Origin of the sequence: Cohnella nanjingensis (assembly GCF_014212125.1) — a bacterium.
Classification (GTDB): domain Bacteria; phylum Bacillota; class Bacilli; order Paenibacillales; family Paenibacillaceae; genus Cohnella; species Cohnella nanjingensis.
The window spans coordinates 490,055-513,958 of the sequence record NZ_JACJVP010000001.1; the positions used below are offsets into that span (position 1 = coordinate 490,055).

23 protein-coding genes are annotated in these 23,904 nt (G+C 54.2%); 8 read left to right on the top strand and 15 right to left on the bottom strand.

The annotated features are described in order from the left end of the window. Positions 1-13: 13 nt before the first annotated feature. Positions 14-934: a TetR/AcrR family transcriptional regulator gene (locus tag H7C19_RS02235; RefSeq protein WP_185140903.1), complete on the bottom strand. Its 921-nt coding sequence runs from the start codon at positions 932-934 to the stop codon at positions 14-16. A gap of 119 nt (positions 935-1,053) precedes the next feature. Here H7C19_RS02235 and H7C19_RS02240 point away from each other — a divergent pair, with 119 nt between their 5' ends. The 3 genes from H7C19_RS02240 to H7C19_RS02250 all read left to right on the top strand — a co-directional run bounded on the left by H7C19_RS02240 (position 1,054) and on the right by H7C19_RS02250 (position 3,297). After that, complete coding sequence (locus H7C19_RS02240) at positions 1,054-2,622, top strand: MDR family MFS transporter (RefSeq protein ID WP_313731276.1); 1,569 nt, start codon at positions 1,054-1,056, stop codon at positions 2,620-2,622. Further along, positions 2,619-2,972 (top strand): DoxX family protein, encoded by a 354-nt coding sequence (locus tag H7C19_RS02245; protein ID WP_185140905.1) that lies wholly within the window; start codon positions 2,619-2,621, stop codon positions 2,970-2,972. Before H7C19_RS02240 ends, H7C19_RS02245 begins: the two co-directional genes overlap by 4 nt. 61 nt (positions 2,973-3,033) lie before the next feature. Then, positions 3,034-3,297: a VOC family protein gene (locus tag H7C19_RS02250; protein WP_246469247.1), complete on the top strand. Its 264-nt coding sequence runs from the start codon at positions 3,034-3,036 to the stop codon at positions 3,295-3,297. Between the two features lie 105 nt (positions 3,298-3,402). Here the strand turns inward: H7C19_RS02250 and H7C19_RS02255 are convergent, their stop codons facing one another. The 6 genes from H7C19_RS02255 to H7C19_RS02280 all read right to left on the bottom strand — a co-directional run bounded on the left by H7C19_RS02255 (position 3,403) and on the right by H7C19_RS02280 (position 8,487). Beyond that, entirely contained in the window at positions 3,403-3,798 is a 396-nt protein-coding gene (locus H7C19_RS02255; protein ID WP_185140906.1) for an RrF2 family transcriptional regulator, read from the bottom strand. A 108-nt stretch (positions 3,799-3,906) separates the two neighbouring features. Continuing rightward, on the bottom strand, positions 3,907-4,218 hold the full coding sequence (gene trxA / locus H7C19_RS02260) for a thioredoxin (RefSeq protein WP_185140907.1): 312 nt from the start codon (positions 4,216-4,218) through the stop codon (positions 3,907-3,909). Positions 4,219-4,271: 53 nt separating this feature from the next. Continuing rightward, positions 4,272-4,655, bottom strand: coding sequence for an RrF2 family transcriptional regulator (locus H7C19_RS02265; protein WP_185140908.1), 384 nt, complete (start codon positions 4,653-4,655; stop codon positions 4,272-4,274). Between the two features lie 93 nt (positions 4,656-4,748). Then, the gene (locus tag H7C19_RS02270) at positions 4,749-5,651 is read right to left on the bottom strand and encodes an NAD(P)/FAD-dependent oxidoreductase (RefSeq protein ID WP_185140909.1); all 903 of its coding nucleotides are present in this window, start codon (positions 5,649-5,651) and stop codon (positions 4,749-4,751) included. 237 nt (positions 5,652-5,888) lie between these two features. Continuing rightward, positions 5,889-6,554, bottom strand: a complete 666-nt coding sequence (locus tag H7C19_RS02275; protein WP_185140910.1) for a hypothetical protein — start codon at positions 6,552-6,554, stop codon at positions 5,889-5,891. Between the two features lie 187 nt (positions 6,555-6,741). After that, positions 6,742-8,487, bottom strand: a complete 1,746-nt coding sequence (locus tag H7C19_RS02280; RefSeq protein ID WP_185140911.1) for an ABC transporter ATP-binding protein — start codon at positions 8,485-8,487, stop codon at positions 6,742-6,744. A 206-nt stretch (positions 8,488-8,693) separates the two neighbouring features. Here H7C19_RS02280 and H7C19_RS02285 point away from each other — a divergent pair, with 206 nt between their 5' ends. Together H7C19_RS02285 and H7C19_RS02290 are read left to right on the top strand one after the other, a co-directional pair. After that, complete coding sequence (locus tag H7C19_RS02285; RefSeq protein WP_185140912.1) at positions 8,694-9,872, top strand: hypothetical protein; 1,179 nt, start codon at positions 8,694-8,696, stop codon at positions 9,870-9,872. 25 nt (positions 9,873-9,897) lie between these two features. Then, entirely contained in the window at positions 9,898-10,458 is a 561-nt protein-coding gene (locus H7C19_RS02290; protein ID WP_281384782.1) for a PspA/IM30 family protein, read from the top strand. Positions 10,459-10,536: 78 nt separating this feature from the next. Here the strand turns inward: H7C19_RS02290 and H7C19_RS02295 are convergent, their stop codons facing one another. The 7 genes from H7C19_RS02295 to H7C19_RS02325 all read right to left on the bottom strand — a co-directional run bounded on the left by H7C19_RS02295 (position 10,537) and on the right by H7C19_RS02325 (position 18,749). Next, positions 10,537-10,896, bottom strand: coding sequence for a DUF3862 domain-containing protein (locus tag H7C19_RS02295; protein WP_246469268.1), 360 nt, complete (start codon positions 10,894-10,896; stop codon positions 10,537-10,539). Positions 10,897-11,118: 222 nt separating this feature from the next. Next, entirely contained in the window at positions 11,119-11,298 is a 180-nt protein-coding gene (locus H7C19_RS02300; protein WP_313731277.1) for a response regulator transcription factor, read from the bottom strand. A 151-nt stretch (positions 11,299-11,449) separates the two neighbouring features. Continuing rightward, entirely contained in the window at positions 11,450-11,947 is a 498-nt protein-coding gene (locus H7C19_RS02305; protein ID WP_185140915.1) for a hypothetical protein, read from the bottom strand. After that, positions 11,944-12,588: a DUF3995 domain-containing protein gene (locus H7C19_RS02310; protein ID WP_185140916.1), complete on the bottom strand. Its 645-nt coding sequence runs from the start codon at positions 12,586-12,588 to the stop codon at positions 11,944-11,946. Before H7C19_RS02310 ends, H7C19_RS02305 begins: the two co-directional genes overlap by 4 nt. Before the next feature lie 70 nt (positions 12,589-12,658). After that, positions 12,659-13,975: a sensor histidine kinase gene (locus tag H7C19_RS02315; protein ID WP_246469248.1), complete on the bottom strand. Its 1,317-nt coding sequence runs from the start codon at positions 13,973-13,975 to the stop codon at positions 12,659-12,661. Between the two features lie 20 nt (positions 13,976-13,995). Then, on the bottom strand, positions 13,996-14,670 hold the full coding sequence (locus H7C19_RS02320; protein ID WP_185140918.1) for a response regulator transcription factor: 675 nt from the start codon (positions 14,668-14,670) through the stop codon (positions 13,996-13,998). Between the two features lie 170 nt (positions 14,671-14,840). Beyond that, positions 14,841-18,749 (bottom strand): galactose-binding domain-containing protein, encoded by a 3,909-nt coding sequence (locus tag H7C19_RS02325; RefSeq protein WP_185140919.1) that lies wholly within the window; start codon positions 18,747-18,749, stop codon positions 14,841-14,843. Positions 18,750-19,201: 452 nt separating this feature from the next. On the opposite strand from H7C19_RS02325, the gene H7C19_RS02330 reads away from it, so the two are divergent. From H7C19_RS02330 to H7C19_RS02340, 3 genes are read left to right on the top strand one after another with little or no spacing between them, the layout of a single operon-like run. Then, entirely contained in the window at positions 19,202-20,548 is a 1,347-nt protein-coding gene (locus tag H7C19_RS02330) for a spore germination protein (protein ID WP_185140920.1), read from the top strand. Continuing rightward, entirely contained in the window at positions 20,541-21,605 is a 1,065-nt protein-coding gene (locus H7C19_RS02335; protein WP_185140921.1) for a GerAB/ArcD/ProY family transporter, read from the top strand. Before H7C19_RS02330 ends, H7C19_RS02335 begins: the two co-directional genes overlap by 8 nt. Continuing rightward, positions 21,602-22,666 (top strand): Ger(x)C family spore germination protein, encoded by a 1,065-nt coding sequence (locus H7C19_RS02340; RefSeq protein WP_185140922.1) that lies wholly within the window; start codon positions 21,602-21,604, stop codon positions 22,664-22,666. Before H7C19_RS02335 ends, H7C19_RS02340 begins: the two co-directional genes overlap by 4 nt. Positions 22,667-22,744: 78 nt before the next feature. On the opposite strand, the gene H7C19_RS02345 is transcribed toward H7C19_RS02340, so the two are convergent. Continuing rightward, complete coding sequence (locus H7C19_RS02345) at positions 22,745-23,884, bottom strand: toxic anion resistance protein (RefSeq protein ID WP_185140923.1); 1,140 nt, start codon at positions 23,882-23,884, stop codon at positions 22,745-22,747. Between the last annotated feature and the right edge of the window lie 20 nt (positions 23,885-23,904).

Sequence of the window (23,904 nt, forward strand, 5' to 3'; positions counted from 1 at the left end):
CCCCCTCTCGTTTTTATCTATTCTGCGACGCTGGCGAACGCAGCTCGACCGCTTCCTTAGCGACCAGTTTTCCGATTTGGCCAATGATGCTAATTAATTCATGCTGCGACCGCAAATGCCCCAGCAGGATGTCGATTAGAATCCGCTTCGGCCGGTCTTTCTGCACTTCCTCCTGAAGCAATTGGACGGCTCCATTCAGTTCCTCTTTTCGTGTATTCTGCACCGTTAATTCCTCGATGGCGGAAGTAAGGGTTTCGAAAAGATATCTTCTTTGTTCGGCGGCCGTAACCGTCGCTCCCCGCAATCCGCTTTGTACGTATTCGGTTATGACCGAAGACTTCAGGAGGTTCGGACTTTCTTTTTTTACGACGCCTGCCGCAATATCGTCCATCCGGTCGACAATAAATACAGCCGCGTCTTCCAGGTCGAGCGGTTGATTCATTACGTTCGTGAACTGCGTTATTTCTTTCATCATGCCGAGATAGACGGCAATCACATCCCATACATGCCCTTCCAACTGCTGTCCATAAGCTGAAATCAGGCACTCCTTGTAATAATTCAACTGACGGGCTCTCAGCCGGTGACAGAAGGGAATGAATTTCCCGTTTTCTTGCATGGGAAGATCCTGATATTCTTCGATGCTGAAATTCAATTCAGCAAAATATTGCAACTGAAGCAGCGTTCCGCGGATCAATCTCATTCTGGGCTGCAAGGTTTGATCTGCTTGTATCGCTTCAGCTTTGTCATACATGTCTCGGACACGCGCATCATAGACCTCGATCAGCAAGTCTTCCTTGGAGGCGAAATATTTGTACAACGATCCCTTGGCGATCCCGCAATCATTCGCGATATCCTGCATCGAAGTCGACATGTATCCTTTCTCCGAGAAAAAACGCATCGCGGACGCCATAATCCTCTGCTTGAGTAAACTCATTCGAATGCCTCATTTCGTTTCGTCGGAATGAATAGCCGAATCTGCACTCCCCAAATTTTATCTAAAAAAGGATTGACATTCAATCGTTCGTCAAACATAATTAGCGACGTAATGACCGCATGGTTCATTATAAAACCCATTGGTCATTATTGCAATGCCGACAAAATATGATGAAAGGAAGGTTAGAAAACATGTCGCCTCAGCAAGCTGTGCCGGCCGCTTCCGATCCGTCGTTCTCCGTGAGATCGATCCTCGCGCCGCTTATGACCGTCATCATTGGAATGTTCATGGTCATTTTAGACAGCACGGTCGTGAACGTCGCATTGCACGAACTGGAACAGGAGCTGAGAAGCACGTTGTCCACCATTCAATGGACAATTACCGCTTATACGCTCGCGCTGTCCGCCGTCATTCCGCTCGCCGGCTGGATGATGGATAAGTTCGGCAGCAAACGTATTTTCCTGTTTACGATCGCATTGTTTGCCCTCGGATCGGCCCTCTGCGCAACGGCCCAAACGATCGATCAACTCATTATTTACCGGATCATTCAAGGTCTCGGCGGCGGGATGGTCATACCGATCGGAATGGCGATCATATTCCGACTCGCGCCTCCCGATAGACGCGGGGCCGTGATGGCCATGATTGGGATACCGATGCTCGTCGCTCCTGCGCTGGGTCCGGTCCTCTCCGGTTGGCTGATCGGAATTGCAACATGGCACTGGTTATTCTGGATTAACGTGCCGATTGGCGTCATTGGCATCCTGATCGGAGTCAAGTACTTGCCGATGTTCGAGCAGAATAAAGCGCCTGCATTGGATATTCCCGGTATGATTCTGGCTCCGATCGCATTCGCGATGTTGGCCTTCGGCGTCAGCGAAGCCGGGAGAACAAGCTGGTCCTCCAATCTGTCGTTATCCGGACTCCTTATCGGCGGAATCGCCCTTCTGCTCTTCATTATCGTCGAGCTTCGCCACATGCAGCCGTTGCTGGAACTGCGCGTGTTCCGTTCTTCCGACTTTACGCGCGGCATCCTGTTGATGTGGATCGCTCAAATTTGTTTATACGCCGTGACGATTCTTATTCCTCTCTTTCTGCAATCCGTCAAACATTTCACGCCCTTGCAGACGGGCTTAACCGTTCTGCCACAGGCTGTTGCCGCGATGATTTTCATGTCGATCGGAGGCAGCTTGTTCGATAAATTCGGTGCGCGTCCGCTTACGTTAGCCGGTTTTTCGATTGTGGCCGGTGCATTGTTATTATTTTCATTCATCGATCTGGAGACCCCTGTCATCATGATCCTTTTGCCATTATTTATGATGGGGACGGGAATGGGACTAACGGTGATGACGTTGGAGACGTACGTGCTCAGTTCAGCCCCTCCTAACCTCGTCAACCGCGTCACACCTCTGACAACGGCTACGCTGCAAGTGGCCACCTCATTTGCGGTGTCGGGACTAACCGGGTTTCTCACTTTTAGAACGAGGGAGCATGCCATGCATGCCGGACCGAACAATCATACGCTGGAAGCGGCCATCTCGGCCTATGGAGATACCTTCCTGCTGGCTGCTGGCCTTGCCATTGTCGGGGTGGTCATCAGCATCATTCTCCGCAAACCCAAGGTAGAAGTAATGGATGAATTAATAAGTCCAGATCGTACAAGCGCAAAAACGGAGGGACACACCGTATGAATATCGCATTATGGATCGTGCAGGGCGTTTTAGCATTGCTGTTTATGTTAGCAGGCTCGATGAAAGCATTTCAGTATGAGAAAGCGAAAGCTGCGATGCCTTGGGTAAAAGATTCATCGAAAGGATTGGTCACGTTTATCGGAGTATCGGAACTGCTAGGTGGGTTGGCTCTAGTTATACCTTTCGCCATGGGTATTCTGCCTTCCTTGACGCCGATCGCCGCGATAGCGCTTGCAGTAGTTATGCTGCTTGCTGCCTTCTTTCACTTGAAGCGAAAAGAATACCAAGGCGCCGGGGTAAACGTCATTTTGTTAGCGTTCGCTGTATTTGTTGCGATTGGGCGCCTTTAAGCTAAACTACACTGAAGTACGCGATTTTTACAAAAAAGTGGTAGGCTGGGATCACGTAGAAGTGAGCAAGGAAGATTATACGGACTATCGGATGATAACGCCTGATGGACAGCCGGCGGCAGGCGTTCACCATCAGGCTGGAGATTTTGCGAGCTTACCGTCCGTATGGATACCAACCATTCTGGTGAGTGATTTGCAGGAGAGCTTGAAAGCTTGTAGAAAACTCGGAGGCAAAGTACTGATGGATCCTAAGACATACGAACAAAACAGCGGAGCTGTTATTGAATATCCGATCGGCGCCATTTGCGGTCTATGTCAAATGTAATCTTGAACTAAAAAACAGAGAACCGTTCGGATGCTCCGGAAGGTTCTCTGTTCGTCGTTTGGGAGAATTCAAAGCATGTATTTGCTTGTCCGCCCGCCAAGACGCTTAGCGCTTCATCTGCCGAGCCACATCGGAGATCTTTTTATTCCGCAGGATCTGCTCCATTTGCCGTTCGGCATCCATCACGACCTGTTGAATCAAGCATTCGCTCCCATGATTGAAGCTGCATTCGAACAGAGAGGCCGTGCCCTCGATCGCATGGATGACATCCAGAAAAGAGATCTCCTCCTGGTTGCGTTTGAGCCGATATCCGCCATTGGCGCCGGATACGGAATGGATAAGCCCCGCTTTGACCAGTTTGGTCAGCATTTTGGAGAGATAGGTTTGGGATACGCCGAGCTTCTCGGCCAACAGCTGTACGCTCACGGGCTTATCCGGTGCTGCGGACATCAGATGAAGCATCGCATGAAGCGCATAGTCGGTCGCCTGCGATAATTTCATGATACACCTCTACAATGGACTTTACTCATCCATGATAAAGTTGATGCGGGAAATATGCAAGCGGCATGGCGAACGCAAATTATCGCGCCTCGCGGGAAGGCCTGGCGGCTATAAATTGCGGGCCACGAATTGTCTCAATCCCTCGACGGGGAGATATCCGATTTCTTTGTCGATCGCCTTCCCGTTCTTGAACAGGATGGTCGCGGGAATGCTCATTACACCGAACCGGGCGGCCGTCTCCGCGTTTTCGTCTACGTTGACTTTTACGATCTTCGCTCTCCCTTCCTGGTCAAACGCTTCGAGAATGGGGGCGAACATGCGGCAAGGGCCGCACCAAGGCGCCCAGAAGTTGACGATCGTAAAGCCTTCGCTTTGCAAATCCGATTGAAATGTGGAATCCGTTGTATGTTGAATGGTCATGTGAAGGTTCCTCCTAGGTCGAATTCGTATTTGTCTCTGTATGTCCGGGACTTTCATTCGATCCAGACATCGGAGATCTTGTATTTTTTCAGGCAGACCATCGTACAGGATTCGATCTCCGCCTTGACTTGATCTAGACTGAACCAACGGTCCTCCCGCTCGTTTTGGCGAAGGGGCGCGCGTATCGTCGCTTCGTACGCGTCCGCCAACGAGAGACGATCCGCAGGCCATCTCAGTCTGTAGCCGCCGTCCCGGCCCTCCTTGGCTGCAACGAGCCCCAGCTCCAGCAATCGCGCGACGATTTTCCTCAGATATACGGCATGCACGCCTAGCCTCTCGGCCATCTCGGCGCTGCTTAACGTTCCTCCATGCTTGGACAGCAGGAGCAGCACGCCGAGCGTGGCATGGAACCTAGGCGTACCGATTGGAGCATCCAATTGAACGTCCTCCTCGCTCTTCATCCCTGCTGCCTATGAGGCAAATGATCTTAGAGAACCCCTCGTTCTAATGACCAGGGCGGCTGCCGGCGGTCAGGAGAATTCCTCCTCCACCAAATCTCCAAGGACGGCGGCAGCCGCTCTGCTGCCGGAAGCTGCGGCAATGATCAGCTGAGAAGGCCCTACATACGCCGCATCCCCTGCCGCATAAAGTCCGGTAACGGTGCTTCTGCAGTTGGCGTCGGCAACGATGCCCCCAAGATTCGTCTTGTCGTATCCCAGCTCTTCGGCAAACGCGGCCTTGGATACCAATTTGGACATGATGAACCCCCCGCTTCGCTCGATATGCGTACCGTCTGCGAATCGCACTTGCTCCAGTATCCCATCTTGTCCGTAGAACGCTGCAAGGGGAGACTCGATGACGGCTATTCCCTTGGATTCAAGCTTTCCTTTTTGTTCGTTGTCCAGAATCGAATGACCGTTGGTACATACGATCAAATCTCTGCTCCAGTTGTAAAGCATCTTGGTCAGATGATAAACCCCCGGGTCCTGAGACACGACGACGAGCGGCTTGTCCCTCATCTCCCAACCGTCGCAGAACGGACAATTGAACAGACTTTTCCCGTAAAAATCGCGGAGTCCCTCGATGTCGGGGAAGATTTCCTTCAATCCGGCAGCCAATATCAATTTGCGCGCTTGCACAAGCTCGCCGGTCATGGTCGAGATCTCAAAGCCCTGATTCGTCTTGCGGATCGCCGTGGCTTCGACCGGCCAATGCTGCACCGACGGATACTTCAGCACCTCCTCATAGGCGATGCGTCTAAATTCGGCCGGCTCTATGCCGTCTCTGGTTAGATATCCGTGGGATGCATGCGTAACGGCATTCCTCGGCCGATTATCATCGAACAACGCAACCGTCCGTCTTGCCCTGCCTAGCACCAGCGCTGCATTGAGTCCTGCCGGGCCGCCGCCGACAATGGCGCAATCGTAAATCATTCGATCCTCTCCTTTACGAAGCTATCATAGACACATTATATCGATATTTTGTCCAAAAAAAGAAGCTCATAAGACAAGCAAAAGGGTCGCTATGGAAGTCCGCACTTTGCCGCTCCTATCAAAGACTTTATATATCCATAATAGCCCCTTACCTGATTCAAGTCAAGAAGATCATTTTGATTGGCAAAAAAAAAAAAAAAAAATCACCCCAAGAAGAGTGATGTAGAATAGTGGCCGTTAGACGCCGCTTGATGGCTGCCGGCTTGTCCCGGCGTTCTTCTCTAGTAAGAGGACGACAACGCCGACGACCAAGACCGCGAGAACAGCCATAATGGCGGAGCCTCCGGCATGTACGATCAGTACCGGAACCCACAGCAGTCCCAGCGACCGATGGACGGTCCTCATCCATTTGTTCCGGATCTTATGGATGAAGTAACCGTATCCGGCGAGCGTCAGCAGAATGACGAATCCCGCGAGACCCGAATAGATCTTGTCGTCTCCGAATTTGGTCCATAAAAAATAAGTGCCGTGGATCGCGATCAGCGCGACGGTGATCCATCCCATAAGCTTGTGCCAGGCGAACAGCAGCTTGCCTCCGCGCCTCACCAGCCGGGAAGGCGATTTCATCCGCTTCTTGAACCAGAACCAAGAGAACCCGGCGGCCCCCACATACAGGGCGATCGTGCCTAAGGTAGTGAAGTAGCCGCCGTATCCCTCGTTGCCGTCTCGAGGCGGACGCTGCGCTTCCCCTGCTGGCAATCCGCCCCCTCCTCCGCCCGGAAGTCTCGCGCGAAGCGCTTCTCCTTCATGCGAATATCCTGCGTAATAGAAGGAAGCGACCAGCAACAACGCGGCGAAGGCGGCGATGATCGCCGGAATCCAAACTTTCTTGTTTTTGCTCATAAAACGCTCCTATGTGCTATGAATTCTCCCCTGCAACACCTCCAGTATAGAAGCGGAATATTTAAAAATTATTAATTCATGGCGATTGTCCATCCGCGCAACCTTTGACGATTTGCCCGTTTCGCAATCGACGCAAAAAATCGGCCCCCCTCTTTATTTAGGGAAGAGCCGATTCCAAATGCCCGACTTATGATGTTTGCCATTCAAACTGCTTGGCGTACAAACGTGCATACATACCGTCCCGCGCCAGCAGCGCTTCGTGCGCGCCTTGCTCCGCGACCCCGTCCTCCGTCAGCACGATGATGCGCTCTGCATGGCGGATGGTGGACAGACGGTGGGCGATAACGATCGTCGTACGTCCCTTGGCCAACGCTTCGAGCGAGTCCTTGACGATGCTCTCGCTCTCGTTGTCCAGCGCGCTCGTGGCTTCATCGAAGATGAGGACTGGCGGATTCTTCAAGAATACGCGAGCGATGCTTAACCGCTGCTTCTGGCCGCCGGACAGCTTGACGCCGCGTTGGCCGATATCGGAGCGGTAGCCGTTCGGCAAGTTCATGATAAAGTCGTGCGCATTGGCATGTTTGGCTGCCTCGATGACTTGTTCATCGGTCGCTTCCGGGTTGCCGTAGCGGATATTCTCGATGACTGTCCCCGCGAACAGATAGACGTCTTGCTGCACGATCCCGATTTGGTTTCGCAACGACCTCAGGTCCAGATCCCGCACGTTGATGCCGTCGACCAGCACTTCCCCATCGGTCACTTCATAGAAACGAGGGATGAGCGAGCATAAGGTCGTTTTCCCCGCGCCGGACGGACCGACCAGCGCCACGTACTCTCCCGGCCGGATATGAAGCGAGAGATGGGTCAGCACCCGGTCCAGATGATCTTCGTATCGGAAGGATACGTCCTTGAACGCAATCTCCCCTCGCACCTTCGGGATAGTCAGAGCATCCGGTTTGTCTACGATCGACGGCTTCAGATTCATGATCTCCATGAACCGTTGGAAGCCGGTGACGCCTTCTTGCAGCTGCGTGCTCATGTGCGTCAGCCGTTGAATGGGTTCGATCATAAAGCCGACATACAGCAAGAAAGTGATCAGATCCGCCAAATCCAACGAATGACCGACGATGCTGGCGCTGCCAAAGACGATGACCGTGATCGTGATCAGCTGAATCACCGTATCGACGCCGTTGTAATAGTACGCTTCCGCTTTGTACGTCGCCTTCCGGCTCTCGAGGAAACGGCGATTCTCCCGGTTGAACTTCTCGATCTCGACCTGCTCGTTGGCAAACGACTGGACCACGCGGATGCCGGACAGACTGTCCTCGACCTGCGCGTTGACGTCCCCGATTCGCTCTTTGTTCCTCGTTAGCGCGCGATTCAGCTTCTTGTTGAAGATCAGCGAAAATACGGCCAAGAACGGAAAAAAGCAAAATACGGCTATCGTTAAATGAGCGTCGATGGAGAACAAAATAACGAAGGCGCCTATAAAACGAACGACATATTTGACGTAGTCTTCCGGACCATGGTGATACAGCTCGGAGAGCAGCAGCAAGTCGTTCGTGATCCGGGACATGAGCTGTCCCGTTCTGCGCTTGTCGTAAAAGTCGAAGGAAAAAGTCTGCATGTGCGCGAACAGCTCGCTGCGTAAATCGCTTTCCATGCGAGCGCCGACTTCATGTCCTTTGTAATCCACAATGCCGTTCCCTAACGTCTGGATCGCAACCAGAACAAGCATCAGTCCGCCAACGCCGTACACTTTCCCAAGCGCTTCGGACAAGTCTCCTTGCAGCACCACCTTGGTAATATGCTGAACGAGCAGCGGAAACACCAAGGTCGCGGACGACGCGATAAAGGCACAAGCCAATACGGACAAATACAAGGTTTTGTAAGGTTTGTAATAAGAGAAAAATTTTCGAACTGGAAAACGCATGGGTTTACCCCTTTTCGTGTTATTTGCATAACACCTATAAGGGGGCGCACCATTTGGAAATCAATAAAGCGCTGCACCCTTATAGGTCAGTACGGTGCAAGTCGCAGTTGTTCTCATGGAAATAGCCTCCTCGTTCATAGATGCTTTCATTTTAGCCGATTATGGGCAAGAGGCAAACCGTAAAATTTAACTATAGTCGTTCATTCTTGAACACAATCGCATTTCCAACCTGTCGAACTTGCTTTATGATAGGTCTTATACGGAGGTGCGAAATGGGACTTTTTAACTGGATTCGTGAAACCATGACCGGACAACGCGTCTGTCCGATTGAGCATCTGGAGAGCTTTAAGCGAGTGGGAGAACAAGTTTACGCTTTGCATGTGGAGATGGCGGATTGCGAAGCCCCCCGTGCCCTGGCTTACTTGCAGGCGGCGAGAAGTCTTCAGACCATGGCTGACGCCTTGTTGGGCGATGCCTTCTCCAACTTCGGGAATGCGCCCAAGCCCGTGCCGATCATCACGCATGAACAAGCGGAAGTCTGGTATGGCAAGCTGCCCGCGATCATGATCGCCGCCAGACAAGAAGCCTTGTTCGAACAATCATCCGCGATCGAGCTTCCGATTCGTCTGGGACAACAGATGGAAGGTCCGAGTCCCTGTCCGGTTGAACATCTGTCCGGACTACGGCGTGCGGCGGAACGCATGGACGAGATGACCTCGCAGGGCGTTGCCGCCGCGCGGAACCAAGGCGATACGTACAAAGCCGTCCTCCTGCTGTACGAATCCGCACGAACGCGAAAACAAGCCGGCGATGCGATCGTCGGAAGCATCACGAGCGGCCGGCGGGTATCGCCGGAAAGCCATGAAGATGCGGAAAAACAGTATTGGATCGCGCTCTCGGAATACTTGCTGATTGCCCAAGGGCTTAAAGCGCCTTTCTTGTTCAAGTCGCAACCTCCGATTCCATCTTCGGCCTCCTTCGCTCGAAAGCTTTGTAAGCTCGACTCGGATGACATCTGGAAAGTCACGAGTTCGTATGCCAAGCGGGATATTCGCAGGGCAGGCGAATGGGAACAAGCGATCGAAGATCTGCGGGAGCACTGGGCCACCTGCTTGATCACGGACATCGAACGAGAATACGAGACCACGGTGGAGCAATTGCTGGAGAAGGATCTCATCGAAGAAACGAGGTACTGGTATTGCTGTCCCTTCCCATCCGTCTACCGGGTACGGAGCAGTTGTTCTTCCGTTCAGATCCTGGGTGCCGCGATACCCAGAGGACACGAGTTCGTGTATGAATATGGCGATGACGGCGCTGAGGGCAAATTCATCTCCGCCCCTTCCTTCAACAGGGGCGCAGAACGTAAATATTGTGAAGATAATTAATCGCAGATAGGAGGCAAAGTGGACATTGGGGATTTTTCGGCGTTTGAGAAGATGGCTCCAAGCAAGCGCGCATCCGCAAGAGAATCCGGAACAAGTTCTGCATGATTATATGGAAGCCGCTTCCGAGAAGCTGCGCGAGCTGTCTGTGTCCGTCAACCGCGCGGAGTCTGAATGGCTGTCGCTCCAAGAGAACATTGAATTGTATGCGTCGAACGCGGAAGCTTTTCGTTCCCAAGCGGAGGAAGCTGCAAAGGCGGGTCGAACGGAACAGGCGAGACAGTGGTTGCTAAAAGCGCATTCGGAGTCGGATCGGGCTGACCGTTTGGCGTCTGAAACGAATCGCTTAAAGAACGCGGTCGAGCATCTGAGAGCAAGTCTGGATGCCCTGAGGACGAAATACGAGACCGCCAAAGCTTTGAAGGATCAATATCAACTTCGACATCGGTACGCTGACTCGCAATGGGCAGCGCAGCAAGCGTTGTCAGATCGATCGGATTCTTCCTCTGCCCGGGCCATGGACAGGATCCAGGAGGAGATGTTCCTTGCCGAAGCCAAGGCAGAGCTTGCCAAATCGCGTCCGAACTGAGGGGGCGATGATTGCCCCCATCTACATTGAAAGAAGCTTTTGCAGAAAGCAATCCCTTCTGCAAAAGCTTCTTTTGGTTCATTCAAGCCCCAACTGCGACTTCGTCTGCAATTCATCGTTCAGGAAGACGAAGCTGGCGCTGGCCCCGACACCGCCTTTTCCTTTGTACATGACCACGGAAGCGTAATTTTTGTCCCCTTTTTTCCCGGCCTCCGAGAGGACGTCTCCTTCCCCTCCGACGATCTCGATAATCTCTTTGTAAGTCATCCCGCTTTCGATTTTACCGTACTCTTCTTTGGTGATCGTGACCCCGTCTTTGTCGCCCGCGGGCTGCGAGGCTTGGACGGATGCGCTCGCGCTCGGCTTCGCGTCTTCGCCTTTCGAAGAACCGCAAGCGGTCAGCAAGACCATGAGGAGCGCCACGATCGCGATTGGCATGCTTTTCAACTGATCCACTCCAAATCAGAAATTGACTGGAAGATGATTCCGTCTTGCACATTCTACAACAACCGGGTTCATCTGGAAACAGAATCCAAGAAAAAGGGAAAAATGACTTAAATCTTTTAGGAAAATGGAATCAATTGTGGATCTCGCACGCCGTCACAAAGCAATTGTGGGGGCGATCCGTCCACTTCGGCTTGCTTCTCCGAATTGCCTCCATTAGCCATGGTTCAGATAATAAATCGCCAATTGGGTCCTGTCGCGCAGCTGCAGCTTCTCCAAGAGGGCGGTCACATAATTGCGGACGGTTCCTTCGCTTAGAAAAAGACGGCTCGCAATCTCTTTGTTGGTCAATCCTTCCGCAACATGCGCCAATATCTCCCGTTCGCGAGCGCTCACTTCCAGCGGAAGCGGCGGTTTCTTTTCTTCTTTCAGCAAGCCGGCCTATGCCTGCGGCAAGACCAACCATTGAACGCATGCAAAAAAACCACAACACGAGGATTCATCGTGATTGTGGTTAACGTGCGTTGCACGGGGTAGGTCCGTATTGTCATCCTAAAGAGCGGACGAGTCTTACCCTTTTATAATAGGATAACGCAGCCAAGCTGATGGAGACCCCCCATGTCGCAAAACCTCCGTAGGCCGGAAGCATGATCCATGGACTGAACGGGCCGGTTAAGGAATGGAAACTGCCATCCATGCTGCTCTTGACCAGCTTAAACAGGACAGACAAGCTCACGGCTATAAAAGCCATCCCTCCGGTTAAGGCGGGCAGAATCAAGATCCATGGAGGGATTCTCCTGCCCCACGGACGAACCAACGCAATCGCAAGTACAGAAGCGATCAGACCGAGCAAGACCGTCGTATCGATCCCGTAAGGGTAAAGAAAGGCGGTAATCGGATCTCCGTTCGCTAGCATCGATTCATGCAATTCCTTCATTCCTTGCGCTGTGGCGAGTACCGGCAGGCTAATCGCCCACAACGTTTTCATGACCATATAGGGGATCAGAGCGACGGAAGCGGTATAACCCCATTTGAGCGATCTCACGACACGGCGAACTCCCGAATAATCTCGAACACGAATAGCGCGGTGGCCAGAACGACGGTCGCCAGAAAAACAAGGATCGTTCGTCTTAGCACAACTGGCGAGACGCCGCATGCTTGAGCGTAATGAACTCCCGTCAGGCTGGACAAGATCCCCATGATCACAAACCACGGCTCGTAAAAGCCCAAGTCCCATAAGGCAAGACTGCGGACGTCGAGGTCGATCCAACTATCGAATTCCATCGTAATGAACCCAGCCAAATGAAGGCTCTTGGTGATGATCCCGCTCATTCCGTGCGCTAAGGCAAAGGCCGTACAGAGTAACAAGGGTATGGTGAGGACGAACCATGGCACTTTACGCCCCCCAACCGCCGGCATCCATTCCGGGACAACCCTTGACCACGGCTTGACAAGCGCCACTAAAATAAATCCACAAATCATGATGAGGACGCCTGCCGCGAAACTGGCCTTGGCAAAAGCATGCGGATTCACGAACTCGCCCGGCAGCCCGATCGTCCCTCCTGCCGCTTGATAGAATCGGACCAACACGGCATACAGGATCGCCCAAGCGCAACCGGCATAGGCCGGCCAAACCGTTGACCCCGTATAGCGTATAATGGCATCCAATCGTTTGTTCAATTTCATTATCGATCACCTCGTCCCTTAGCTTAACGGCCGAAGTGAAAAACGAGGCGACTTGAAGTTTAAGTTTCGTTTAAATCGGTTTCCCGATATAGATGCGCGTACCGGCCGAGGAACTAGCGATCTCCCAGTGCAGATTCATATTTTTCGCCATCAGCGCGACGATGGAAAGTCCGATGCCAGCCCCTTTTGCGCTGGAAGGCCGCTCTAGCCCCAAGCCTTTATCCGAGATCTCCAGACATGTCCATCCGTTTCGTTCCGCGACATGGACCCCCACATATCCGCCGGATTTCGCATGCCGGACCACGTTTTGGAACAAGTTGTCCAACATGCTCCTTAACCACAACGGATCGACATGCCAGACCAGCGCCTTGTCCTCGGGAAGGTTCACGTCGATCTCGAAGCCTTCCTGCTCGAAGAGGGGGTACCATTCGGCTACGGCATTGCGCACTTCCTCGATCACATGGACATCCTTCGTTTTTAAGGGGTACTTTCCGGCTGCCAGCAGCGTATGGGAGAGCAGGTTGTCGATCAGCTTGCCGACGTCCCCTAATTTATTCACGATCACTTCCATGGACGAGATGCCTTGAGGCGAAGCAGGATTTTTCTGGACGACGTAGGCATGCTGCCGGATGACGGTTAATGGCGTACGCAGATCGTGAGAGATGCTGGCGATAAATTGACTGCGTAGACTTTCTTCCTCTCTTTCCCGCTCCCTGCTGCGCCTAAGTTGATCGACCATCTCGTTAAAAGATCTCTCCAGCTCTCCGATCTCATCGCGGTTGCGGACCGCGACTTCCCGGGGTACGCCGGATGTCCCCGTATCCGCCATCGCCTTTTTCAACCGGATCAGCCTACGTCTCAATCTCAAGAAGAACAACAAGGAGACGACGACGATCCCTCCGCAAGCCATGGAGAACAGAATGGCCAATCGGGCGTCGCCGAAAAAGGGAACCATCGACAGGTCCGTATGCCGGGTCGGCATTTGAAAGACCATCCATCCTTGCTCCGGGCTGCCGCCAATCAGGGCGGTTACCGTATACGTTTCCTTGTCTTCTTTTATATTCGCATCGAAAGCCACCGACTCGCGATAGGACCATTGCGCCGGAATATCCGCCGGCCGTTTCTCGACGAATTGCGTGTGGCCTGACGCGTCTACCCAAAATAATCTAGCTTCGGGATAGCGTCCATGAATGCCCATGAGTTTCTCATGGATGAGGCTTGCCGATGCCCCATTTAGCGTTATCGCTTCGGCTTTCCACATCGCGTCCAGTTTTTCCGTTTCGTAGAACGAATTAGGATGCGTCCATAGATACAGGAAGTAGTAGCCGGCAGGAAAAGTCGGCCAAATGACCAAGGCGAATAAGAGCAAGAGAATATACTTGCTCATCAGCGATTGGCGAATGAACCTCATTGTCTCACCCGATAGCCGACCCCGCGTATGGTCTCGATAATCTTCGGATCGCCGGCATCGAGCTCGATCTTCTCGCGCAGGTGGCGAATATGGACCATGAGCGTCTTGTCTCCTTCGAGATACGGCTCTCCCCATATCGCCTCATACAGCTGCTTTTTGGTCAAGATTTGATTCGGATGGAGCAAGAAATACATAAAGATATGATATTGCTTGCCCGTTAGCACGATCTCCTCTTGCGATTCCGAATGCACGATCCGGTTTTCCTTCAGATAGACGCTTAAGTGATGCAGTTGTATCCGATCTTGCGAATCCGTGCCGAATCGCCTCAGCAGCACTTGAATCCGGGCGGCGAGCTCATCGGGGTGATACGGCTTGGTCATATAATCGTCTGCGAAGGACAGCCCGTGCAGCTTATCCTCCATGGAGGTTCTCGCCGTCAGCATCAGGATGGGCTTGTTCGGATATTTCTGCTTGATGCGTTGACCGACCGTGTACCCGTCCAAACCGGGGAGCATCACGTCCAGGAGGACGAGATCGGCAAGATCCATATGGTTCATCGCTTCATAGCCGGAAGGGATCCAGATGACGCGATAGCCGGATTCCTCCAGAAATTCGCGAACCCAGGAGCCGATCTCTTGGTCGTCTTCAATATGCAGGATGGTTTTCTCCAACGTCACGTTCTCTCCTACTCCAATGATGAATGTCGGATGGCTGCGGACTTAACGTTCATCGCTATCATTTCGATAAGGGGAAGGAAATCCCTGCCCGAGAGCTGAAACTCCGTCGTTCCGTCAAAAAGGAAGAGTTCCGAAGAACTCCTCCCCATAAGCGATCCGATTCCTTAATTGTTGATCGTCAGGCTAAAGCCGCTCTGCAAGTAATACAGGCCCGGGTAAGCGATGTTGCTGGTCTTCAGATTGTTGAACGTGGCGGAGCCGTTGCCGGTGTAGGCGAAGACCGCCGCGCCCAGATGCGGTCCCGAGAACCGCGAGGTCGTCACGCCGTCCAGTCCGGTCCCGTTGATGGTGACGTTGTTGAACACGATGTTCTGGAATCCGCCGCCGTATCCGAATTGGATCGCGTCTCGCTGCGAATTGAGGATATCGATATTGGTGAACGTCACGTTGCGGATCGCGTCGTTCGATGCCTCCAAATCGATGGCCCCGCGTTCGCCGTTGTACAGGTCTTTGCTGGTGCCGCAATTGACGATCGTATTATCCGAGAACACGATGCCGGTATTGTTCTGGAAATGGTAGCCGGGGAACACGGTGTTCATCCGGATGCCGGAGCCGCCTACGCAGTCGATGATGTAGTTGTGGTCGGCCTTGTGTCCGCTTCCTCCGAAGAAGGCGATCCCGCCCGCCCGCCAATTGTTCTCGATCGTGTTGTACGAGAACGTATTGTTCACGCCGGCCGGCGCGCCGTTGGTATCGCTGGTCCATACGGCCAGCGCGTCATCGCCGTTGTTCCGCAGATTGCTGTTCCTTACGGTCGAATTGCTCGTTCCCTGGGCGAAGTTGACCCCGTCGGCCAGGTTGTTGCGGATCCGGCTGTTCTCGATCAACAGCCCGTTCGCATAGATCGCCGGCGTATGTCCGTAATCCCCGACCCAGAAGCCGCATTCGAAGTGCTCGACCCAGACGTCATGGATGACGGAGTTGGTTCCGAAGTTGTCCATGAAGCCTTTGTAGATCGCATTCTGGCCGTAGCGAGAACGCAGGTTCGAGTTAAGGTAGATATTGCTGAAGTCCAGCTTCCCGGTGATGCGGAGCGAGATGCCGCCTCCTGCCGCATTGGCGTTCGTGAACTGGACGTTCGTGTACCAGTAGCCTGCTCCCGTGATCGTAATGTTGTTGATCATGTTGCTGACGGTACCGATCTGCCACATATTGCTTAGGTTGAACGTCCCCTCCGGGATATACAGGGTCTTGCCGCCTGCAACCGCTGCATTGACGGCTGCATTAAACGCCGCGAGATCATCCTTTCCGTCGTTCGGCACGGCACCGTAATCCGTGACGGAGACCGAATTGGCGGGACGCGGGATTGCCGTCGGCACAGGCTCGATCTCGATGAAGTCGACGCCGTATTCCAAGCCGTCTCCGTTGTTCTTCTGGATACGGATCGTGTCGCCGGGCTGAAGCGGCGTATCCAGCTTCCAGTGCACTTCGTCGAAGCGGAAGAGCGGCCGACCTGCGCTAGGCGCATCTCCCGGCATGTCGCCGGAGAAATACTGCCAGCTATAGTAAGAGGTCAGCGAGATCGTCTTCGCCTTGGATCCGTTCACGTAGACGTCAAGCGAACCGTTCAATCCCATGCCGTCCTGCGAATCGGGCATGGTGAAGCGCATCGTGACGCCTGCTCCTCCCTGCCCTTGCCGGACCGTCCATTGCAGATTGGCGCCGTTCGAAGGCAACGCGACATACTTTTGGCCGGAAGCTTCGGACGCCGTTAGGGACTGGTCGAAGGTCGGCGCGGACTTCGGCACGGCACCGCCGCCAAGGGTCGCGTCTTCCGTATCGTAACGGCTATACGGCACGGTAGCGCCCCGTTGTCCGTAGACGACCAGGTTGGTCGTGCTCACGTTGTTCGCCTGCTTGCTCTCGATCTCGTTCGCGTCGACCGCCACGGTCGTCGTCACCGCGTAGGTGCCGCTGGCCGCCGTCCAGGTTCCCGGCAGGGAGACGTTGACAGACGCGCCCGCAGCTAGGATGCCGGCGTAAGACCCATTGAAGGTTTGGACCGCGGCGCCGGCAGCATTCTTCAGAATCACCGTGACGCCATGCGCTCCGCCTGCAGATGCGATGGTTCCTTGGTTCTTCAAGTTGACGGTAAAGGCAACCGCATTGCCCGCCGCCGGAGCGCTAGGCGTCCAGGAGATACTGCCGATCAGGTCGGAACTCGCGACAGGTGCGACGACCAGCGCAGTCGGATTCGTGTAGCTGTTGTTCGATTTATTCTGCTCGATGATCAAGTTGCTCTCGTCGACTTTGGCGGCGAGCCCATACGTCCCTGCGGTCTTGACGCCGGCATTCAGCGATACCGTCGTCTGCGCGCCGGCCGCCAGCGCGCTTACGGGAGAGGAGCCCGCCAGCTCGTTGTTCAGATAGAAGTTGACGGTCGTCGCCGGCGCGTCGGCGTTGCCGATATTCTTCACGATGGCGTTTAACGTGATGGCATTGTTCTCGATCGGAGATGTCGGCGACCAAGACATGCCCGTGATCGTTAGATCGGGGTTCGGCGCTGGCGTGCCAAAGACCTGAAACTCGGCGATCTGTCCGGCCGGCGCGCCGGAGTTGGCCGTGATGTTCAACTGCAGGCGTTTGACCGTTGCGGTCACCGGGATCGTCACCGCGTTGCCGGTGGCCGGATTGAACGTGTAGGTCTGTGCGGATACGAGATTGCCGAACGTCGTCGCATTCTGATCGTGGCCGAGCACTTGGATCGTCTGCGTGCGCGTAGCCCACACTGCGGCCGGGTTCAGCTTCAGCACGATCGAAGTGATGTTATGGTTCGCTCCTAGGTCTAGGGTCAGCGTGCTCGGATTGCCGCCGCCTTCCCAGTAGGTGCCGGTGTCGTTATCGTTCGCGTTCGCGGCCACATACGATTGCGTGTTGGAGGACGCGGCAATCGGTTTGCCGATCGCGATGTTGCCGCCCGGCGAAGGCGTTGGCGTTGGTGTCGGCGTTGGTGTTGGCGTTGGTGTTGGTGTTGGTGTTGGTGTTGGTGTTGGCGTTGGTGTTGGCGTTGGCGTCGGTGTTGGCGTTGGCGTTGGTGTCGGTGTCGGCGTTGGTGTCGGTGTCGGCGTGGAAGCCGTCGCCTCAACCGTAATCTGATCCAGGTTCACATTGCCCGTATCGCCTGCATCGTACTTGTAAGCGATCGTATTGTTGCCGGCATACAGATTAAGCGCCTCGGTCTTATTGCCCCACGTATCCCAGTTCGCCAAGTTCGGCAGTGAGGTTTGGCGGACCTTCGTTCCATTCACGTAGATGCTGACGGTATTCGAGCTGCCGCTCCCGTTCCCGTACTTCAGCGTCACGTTCCGGCTGCCAGCCGCCGGCACGTTGACCGTGAAGGCCGTCGTCGCGCCCTGCGTCCAATAGCCGTCGACGAAGCCCGTGCCGGCATAGCCGGCATGGTCCGTATTCACTTTCGCTCCCCCGGACAGCGCCGCCGATTCCGCTTGATACGATTCCGAAGCCGGCGGCGTCGGCGAAGGCGTCGGCGTGGGGCCGCCGGCGCCGTAGATCTCGAATTCGGACAGCTGCGCCGCCGGCCAACCGGTGTTCGCCGTAACGTTCAGACGAACGTATCGCGTGCTCGCGGCGGCGAAGTTGATCGTGACGGCGTTACCGCCCGCCGCCGGATTGAAGACGTAATTCGTGGAGCCGACCAGATCCGTGAACGTCGTTCCGTTCGCGCTCCCCTGAACGGCCAGCGTCTGCGTCCGCGATTCCCAACCGGCGGGCAGCTTCAGCACGATCTGATCGATGCTTGCACTCGCGCCCAGATCGACTTGGATCCATTGCGGGAACGCGTTATTCGCGCTTTCCCAGTACGTGCTCGGATTGCCGTCCTTCACATTGTCCGGAGCGTACGTTTGAGATTGGCCGCTCGCCGTTACGATCTTGCCCGGCGTCAGGTTCGGACCGCCGGCCGCGGATGCGGGAGCGGACGGGCCGATCGCCAGGATCAAACTCGTGAACAGCATGCTGATGATCAGCGACCATGCCAGGTATTTATTGCGCATCATAGTCCTCCTCATTCGAATGTCGGTGCAAGAAATGGCGTGAATCATGTCCGAAACGTTTTTCTGGTAGCGGTTACAATTCAAAGCGCTTCTAAGCACGTTTCTTTCTTCGCTTCCGTTATCACCTACTTCTCCGTTGATGGGGATGGCCGACGCCCCTCCTTTCCGGTAATCTTTCCTCATTATAGAGACTGAAGGGCGTTCGCGATGAGGGGCATTATTACGGGAATGGTAGGCGATTCCAAGAACCTTGCATGAAAAACGATACGTTCTATCGCTCCCTATTCGCCGCAAAGATCTTTTCATGAGATAATTGCAGGTATTTAATCAGGTTAATCATCGTTGCTTGCTCCCTCCATCGACTATACGCATCCCTCTGCGCGCATGACGTTTGCATTTTCTGGGAATAAGAAGAGAGCAAACGACCGGAAGACCGAACGGAGGGCGCTGCGATGAACAAAAGTGAAGATCGGGATTGGGAACGGCATCTGCTCGACACGTTCGCTTTGAACACCGACTTTGCCGCGAAGCGGATCGAGCTGTCCGATCAGCTCGTCCATGTGTATTATTTTGTCACGCTGGTCGATCTGCCGGGCACCCTGGCGAGTATGAACCAAAGTCTCATGAGCGCCAACGACGGCAACGTGCCGCTGCAACACTTGTCCGATCTATACCAGATCGATTCGAATGCCATGCCGGAAGAGCTCGCGCATTTGCTGCTTCAAGGCAGGCTTGTCGTCCGCAGCCCGCACACAGGAGAACCCCTTATATTCAAAGCGCTGGAGCCCTCCATCAGCCGTTCGGTCATGCCGCCGGAGAACGAGAGCCCGATCCAAGGCGCCATTGACGGGTTCACGGAGGATCTGCTGACAAACGTAGGTCTGCTGCGAAAAAAAATCAATCACAAGGACGTTGTCGTCGTCACTCACGCCGTCGGCTCCACGTTTTGCCGGGAGATCGCGCTGGTCTATCTCAAAGGAAAAGCGAACCCCAAGATCGTACAAACCGTAGCCGATAGCTTGATCAGAAACAAGCATAAGGACGTCCGCCATGTCGAGGATATGCTGAGCGTCTTGGGTCAACCCAAGATCTCGCTCGTAGCTACCTATCTGGCCACGGAGCTGCCTGAGGAAGCCGCGCAGAACCTGATGGACGGGAGAGTGGTTCTGTTCATGGATCAACTCCCTTACGCCATCTCGGTCCCCGCGATTTTGAAGGATGTCTGGACGCTCAAGACGGACTTCAACTACCCCTTTCTTTACCTGCTGTTTTTCCGGTTTATCCGAATGATCGGCATCATCTTCGCGGTCATTATGCCCGGTCTGTACGTCGTCTTGAACTCCGTCAATCCCGAGCTGCTGCGCATCCAACTGGCGATCTCCGTCGCCAAGAGCAGAGAGGGCGTCCCGTACCCCGCCTTTATAGAAGTGCTGCTCATGCTGCTCGTATTGGAGATGGTCATCGAGGCCACCACGCGTCTCCCCAAGAGCATCGGCCCCACCATCACGATGATCGGCGGCATTATTCTCGGACAGGCTATCGTGCAAGCCAAACTGGTCAGCAACCTGCTCATTATCATCTTGGCGGCTTCGACCATCGCGAACTTCACGATGTCCGGTTATTTGAATACGATCGGCATCCGGATCTACAAATACGTCGTTTTGGTCGCTAGCGCCGCCTTTGGCATATTGGGGCTGGAGATGTCCGTTATTTGGATCTTCGTATATTTTGCCGGCCTGAAGTCGTTCACGGTGCCTTATCTAAGCCTAAGTCTGAAGGGAACGAAAACGGATGAATAAGCGGATGGTGCTGGCATTGTTTATCCAATTGCACCTGGCGGCGATTCTATCCCTCTACGCCACGAAGATTCTGGAGTCAACCAACAGCGGCCATTGGGAAGCCATCTTGATCGCCTGTCTGCTGGAGGTTTTGCTGGCTTGGCTCTATTTGAGCGGATTATCGGCTTTCCCTGGCAAGCATATCGGAGAGATTATCCGGGAGGCGGCGGGAGCGTGGGCGGCAAGAGCGATCCTGCTTCCGTTTGTCGCGTATATCTTTTTTTACCTCGTCCTTCAGAATCGGTATCAGATCGTCAAGATCAACATCGTCGTACTGCCCTCTACGCCGCTCTGGGCCGTCCTGCTGCTCAATATGGTTCTCCCCTTCTACGCCGCGTGCAAAGGCATTCATGCGATCGCTCGCATGGGGCTCGCCCTGTTTATTACCTTCATGCCGTTTGTGCTCTTCTCTCTGTTCATCAGTTATCAGAATTTCGAATGGCGCAATATATTCCCGATCTGGCAGCCGAAGCTGACTTTTGTCGCGGAGCAGCCGTTCTACACCAGCCTGTTCGCGTTTTCCGGGTTTTTGTTTCTGGGCATGCTCTCCTTGAACAAACCGGTCAAGCTGCGCAAGCTAGGACCGTCGATGCTTCTCGTCGCGGCGTTCGGCTTCGCAAGCGTCTACGTTCCGCTGCTGATCTTCGGTCAGGAGACGGCCATCCGCTTCCAATATCCGGTGACGATGGCTTCGGATACGATCGATCTCGAATGGGTCGTGTTCGATTGGCTGCCTACGTTCTCTGTCGTCTCTTCCAGCGCGCTTGGCATGATTGAGTCGTCCGTCCTGCTCTGGATGGCCATGACGCTCGTCCGCAAGCTCTATCTGCCGCTTCCAGACAAATGGCTCGCGGCCATTCTTAGCATCGCCATGTACATTTGTAGCATGCAAATTCACAATGTCCAGACGCTGAACCGCTTTTTCTCCATGAACGCGGCGCTTTGCCTGTATAGCATGATAATCCTGCCGCTGACTTTGGGACTGTCCGGTTGGCGCAAAAGGAGGACGACTTCTTGAATGTCCGGAGCGTATGCCGAACGCTGCTGATCGCCTCCCTCTTCGCGCTCCTGTGCGGCTGCTGGGACGTTCGCGATATCAATAAGCGCTATCTTCCTGTCGTCATGGGCATCTCCGAGGGGAAGAGCGCGACCTACTCCATCATCCTACAGATTCCTTCCGTCAGCGGGAAGACGCAGATTCTCGAGCAGGAAGCGGATTCCATCAGCAAAGCGCTGGACTTGATCCGCACCAAGGCGGAGAAGCATGTGGATCTGCTGCACTTGCGGCTATTTCTGATTAGCGAGCGAATGGCAAAGACCGGGTTGGACGATGTGATGGATTATGCCATTCGGGCCAACGACATCTCCATCAAGGGCATGATGGCGATCGTGACGGGCGATTTCGAGAAGACGCTGCATCATGAGATTAGTCCCACGCCCGAGATCTCGTCCTACGATTACTTCAGCGAGGAGAGCGGCTGGACGCCGAACGTGTCGATCGTCCGTATCTGGGAAGCGTTCAGAGGCAGCCAATCCTATACCAAGGATCTCGCATATCCGCTGATTCATGTCGGAACGGATACGCTATACGACTTCGAAGGGTCTGCCATCATGCGAAAAAATAAAATGGTAGGCGCGCTCTCGCCGGACGAGACGCTGGTCTACAACATTTTCTTAGAGAAATATACGGGAGGCACGATCGAAGCCGCAAAGGATACAAGCGTGATCATCAAAAAAGCCAGAGTCCGACACCGCAAGGAATGGACGGCTAGCGGGCCCAAATTGAAAAGCGCAATCTATCTGGATGTCGCGGTATCGGAGAACAAAAAAAATCTGCCCAATCACCGCATTGCGGAAGAAATTCAAGAAATGATCGATAAGAAGGGCGACGAAATCATCCGCAAGATGCGCGCCTTGAAAACCGATCTATTAGGCACGGGGCAGCTCTTTCGATCGCAGATGTCGGAACGGCAGATCCGAGACTGGAAAGACGTATGGTTCCCGCGGCTTACGTTCGATATCTCCGTGAAGGTCAACATTCGGGACAACATTTACTTCAAAGAGAAGATTAAGTCATAAAAGCCGTCGGAAAACAAAGAAAAATCCTGCGGAATCCGCAGGATGGATAAGAAATTGGCGTATCGGGAGGTATGCGTCCTACAGCCCCAGCTTGTGGCCTTTCTCCAGCCGTTGAATCTGCTGTTCGCCGTTATCCGCCAGTTCGCGGAACTGTACGATCGTCTCGCGCATCTTCGGCAGCGCTTCTTGCTTGTAGGTACTGATCGAATCCAGGGCTGACAGCACGTCGGAGAACGCTTGCTTCAGCGTATCGACCGAGATGCTGGTCTCCAGTGACTGCTTGTGAATCGCTGCCCCTTGCTCCTTCAGCATCCGGGACGTGCCGGCGATCAGCTCGTTCGTCGTCTGGTTCAGCAGCTCGATCTTCTTCAGGACGATCTTCTGATTGTAGAGGGCGCTCGCGACGGTGACGGAGATCTTGAGCGCGGAGATGGTCACGTTCTTCGCCCGGTCTACGCCGCGGATCAGTTCCTTGTTGTTGCGGATGACGACCTCGATGGCCATGATCCCTTGTTGGTTAACCACCAGCATCTGCTGCAGGTCCATGACCCGCTGACGCAGCGGGAACAGCACCTCTTCGGTGATGAACCGAATCTTGTCGGCGTCTTCTTCGCGCTGCTTGGCGGCTTCGAGCTGAGCCTCGATGGATTGGTCCATCATCATCCCGAGCTGAATCTCCTTCTGGAGCTTCTTGGTCAGATCGCGGAGCGCCTGCTGCTCGATCTCCAGCGTGGTGTTGTCGTTCTTCAGCGTCATTCTGCCTTTGTCGAGAGAGACGACGATATCCGCGATGACGGCGTCGGCTTTTTGATACTTCAGGAAGTAGGCGCGGAGCGGGTTGAACAGCTTGCCGAGGAAGCCGGTCTTGGCGAAGTCGATGACGCTCGGGTCCAGATCCTTCAGTTGCATGTGAAGCTCGGTGAGTCCCTTGGCCACCTGCCCGCCTTCGTCCCCGGTTTTCGAGAGATTGCCGACCTGCACTTGAAGCAGATTGTTTTTGGTCGAGGATGACTTCATCGTGTTCAGACCGAACGTATCGATGGATTGCAGAATTTCCTTCCGCTTCTCGAGCGATTCGATATCCAGCGTCATGATCGTGGCGACGTTGGTGTTCGCGATCTCCTGCAGCTTCGCCACGTCCTCGGGGACGGGCTTTACCTCTTGCTCGATTACGGCTTTAATCTCTTCCGGGCTGGCGACTTCCATCGTGAATGACATCTTGTATCCTCCTCTAGCGT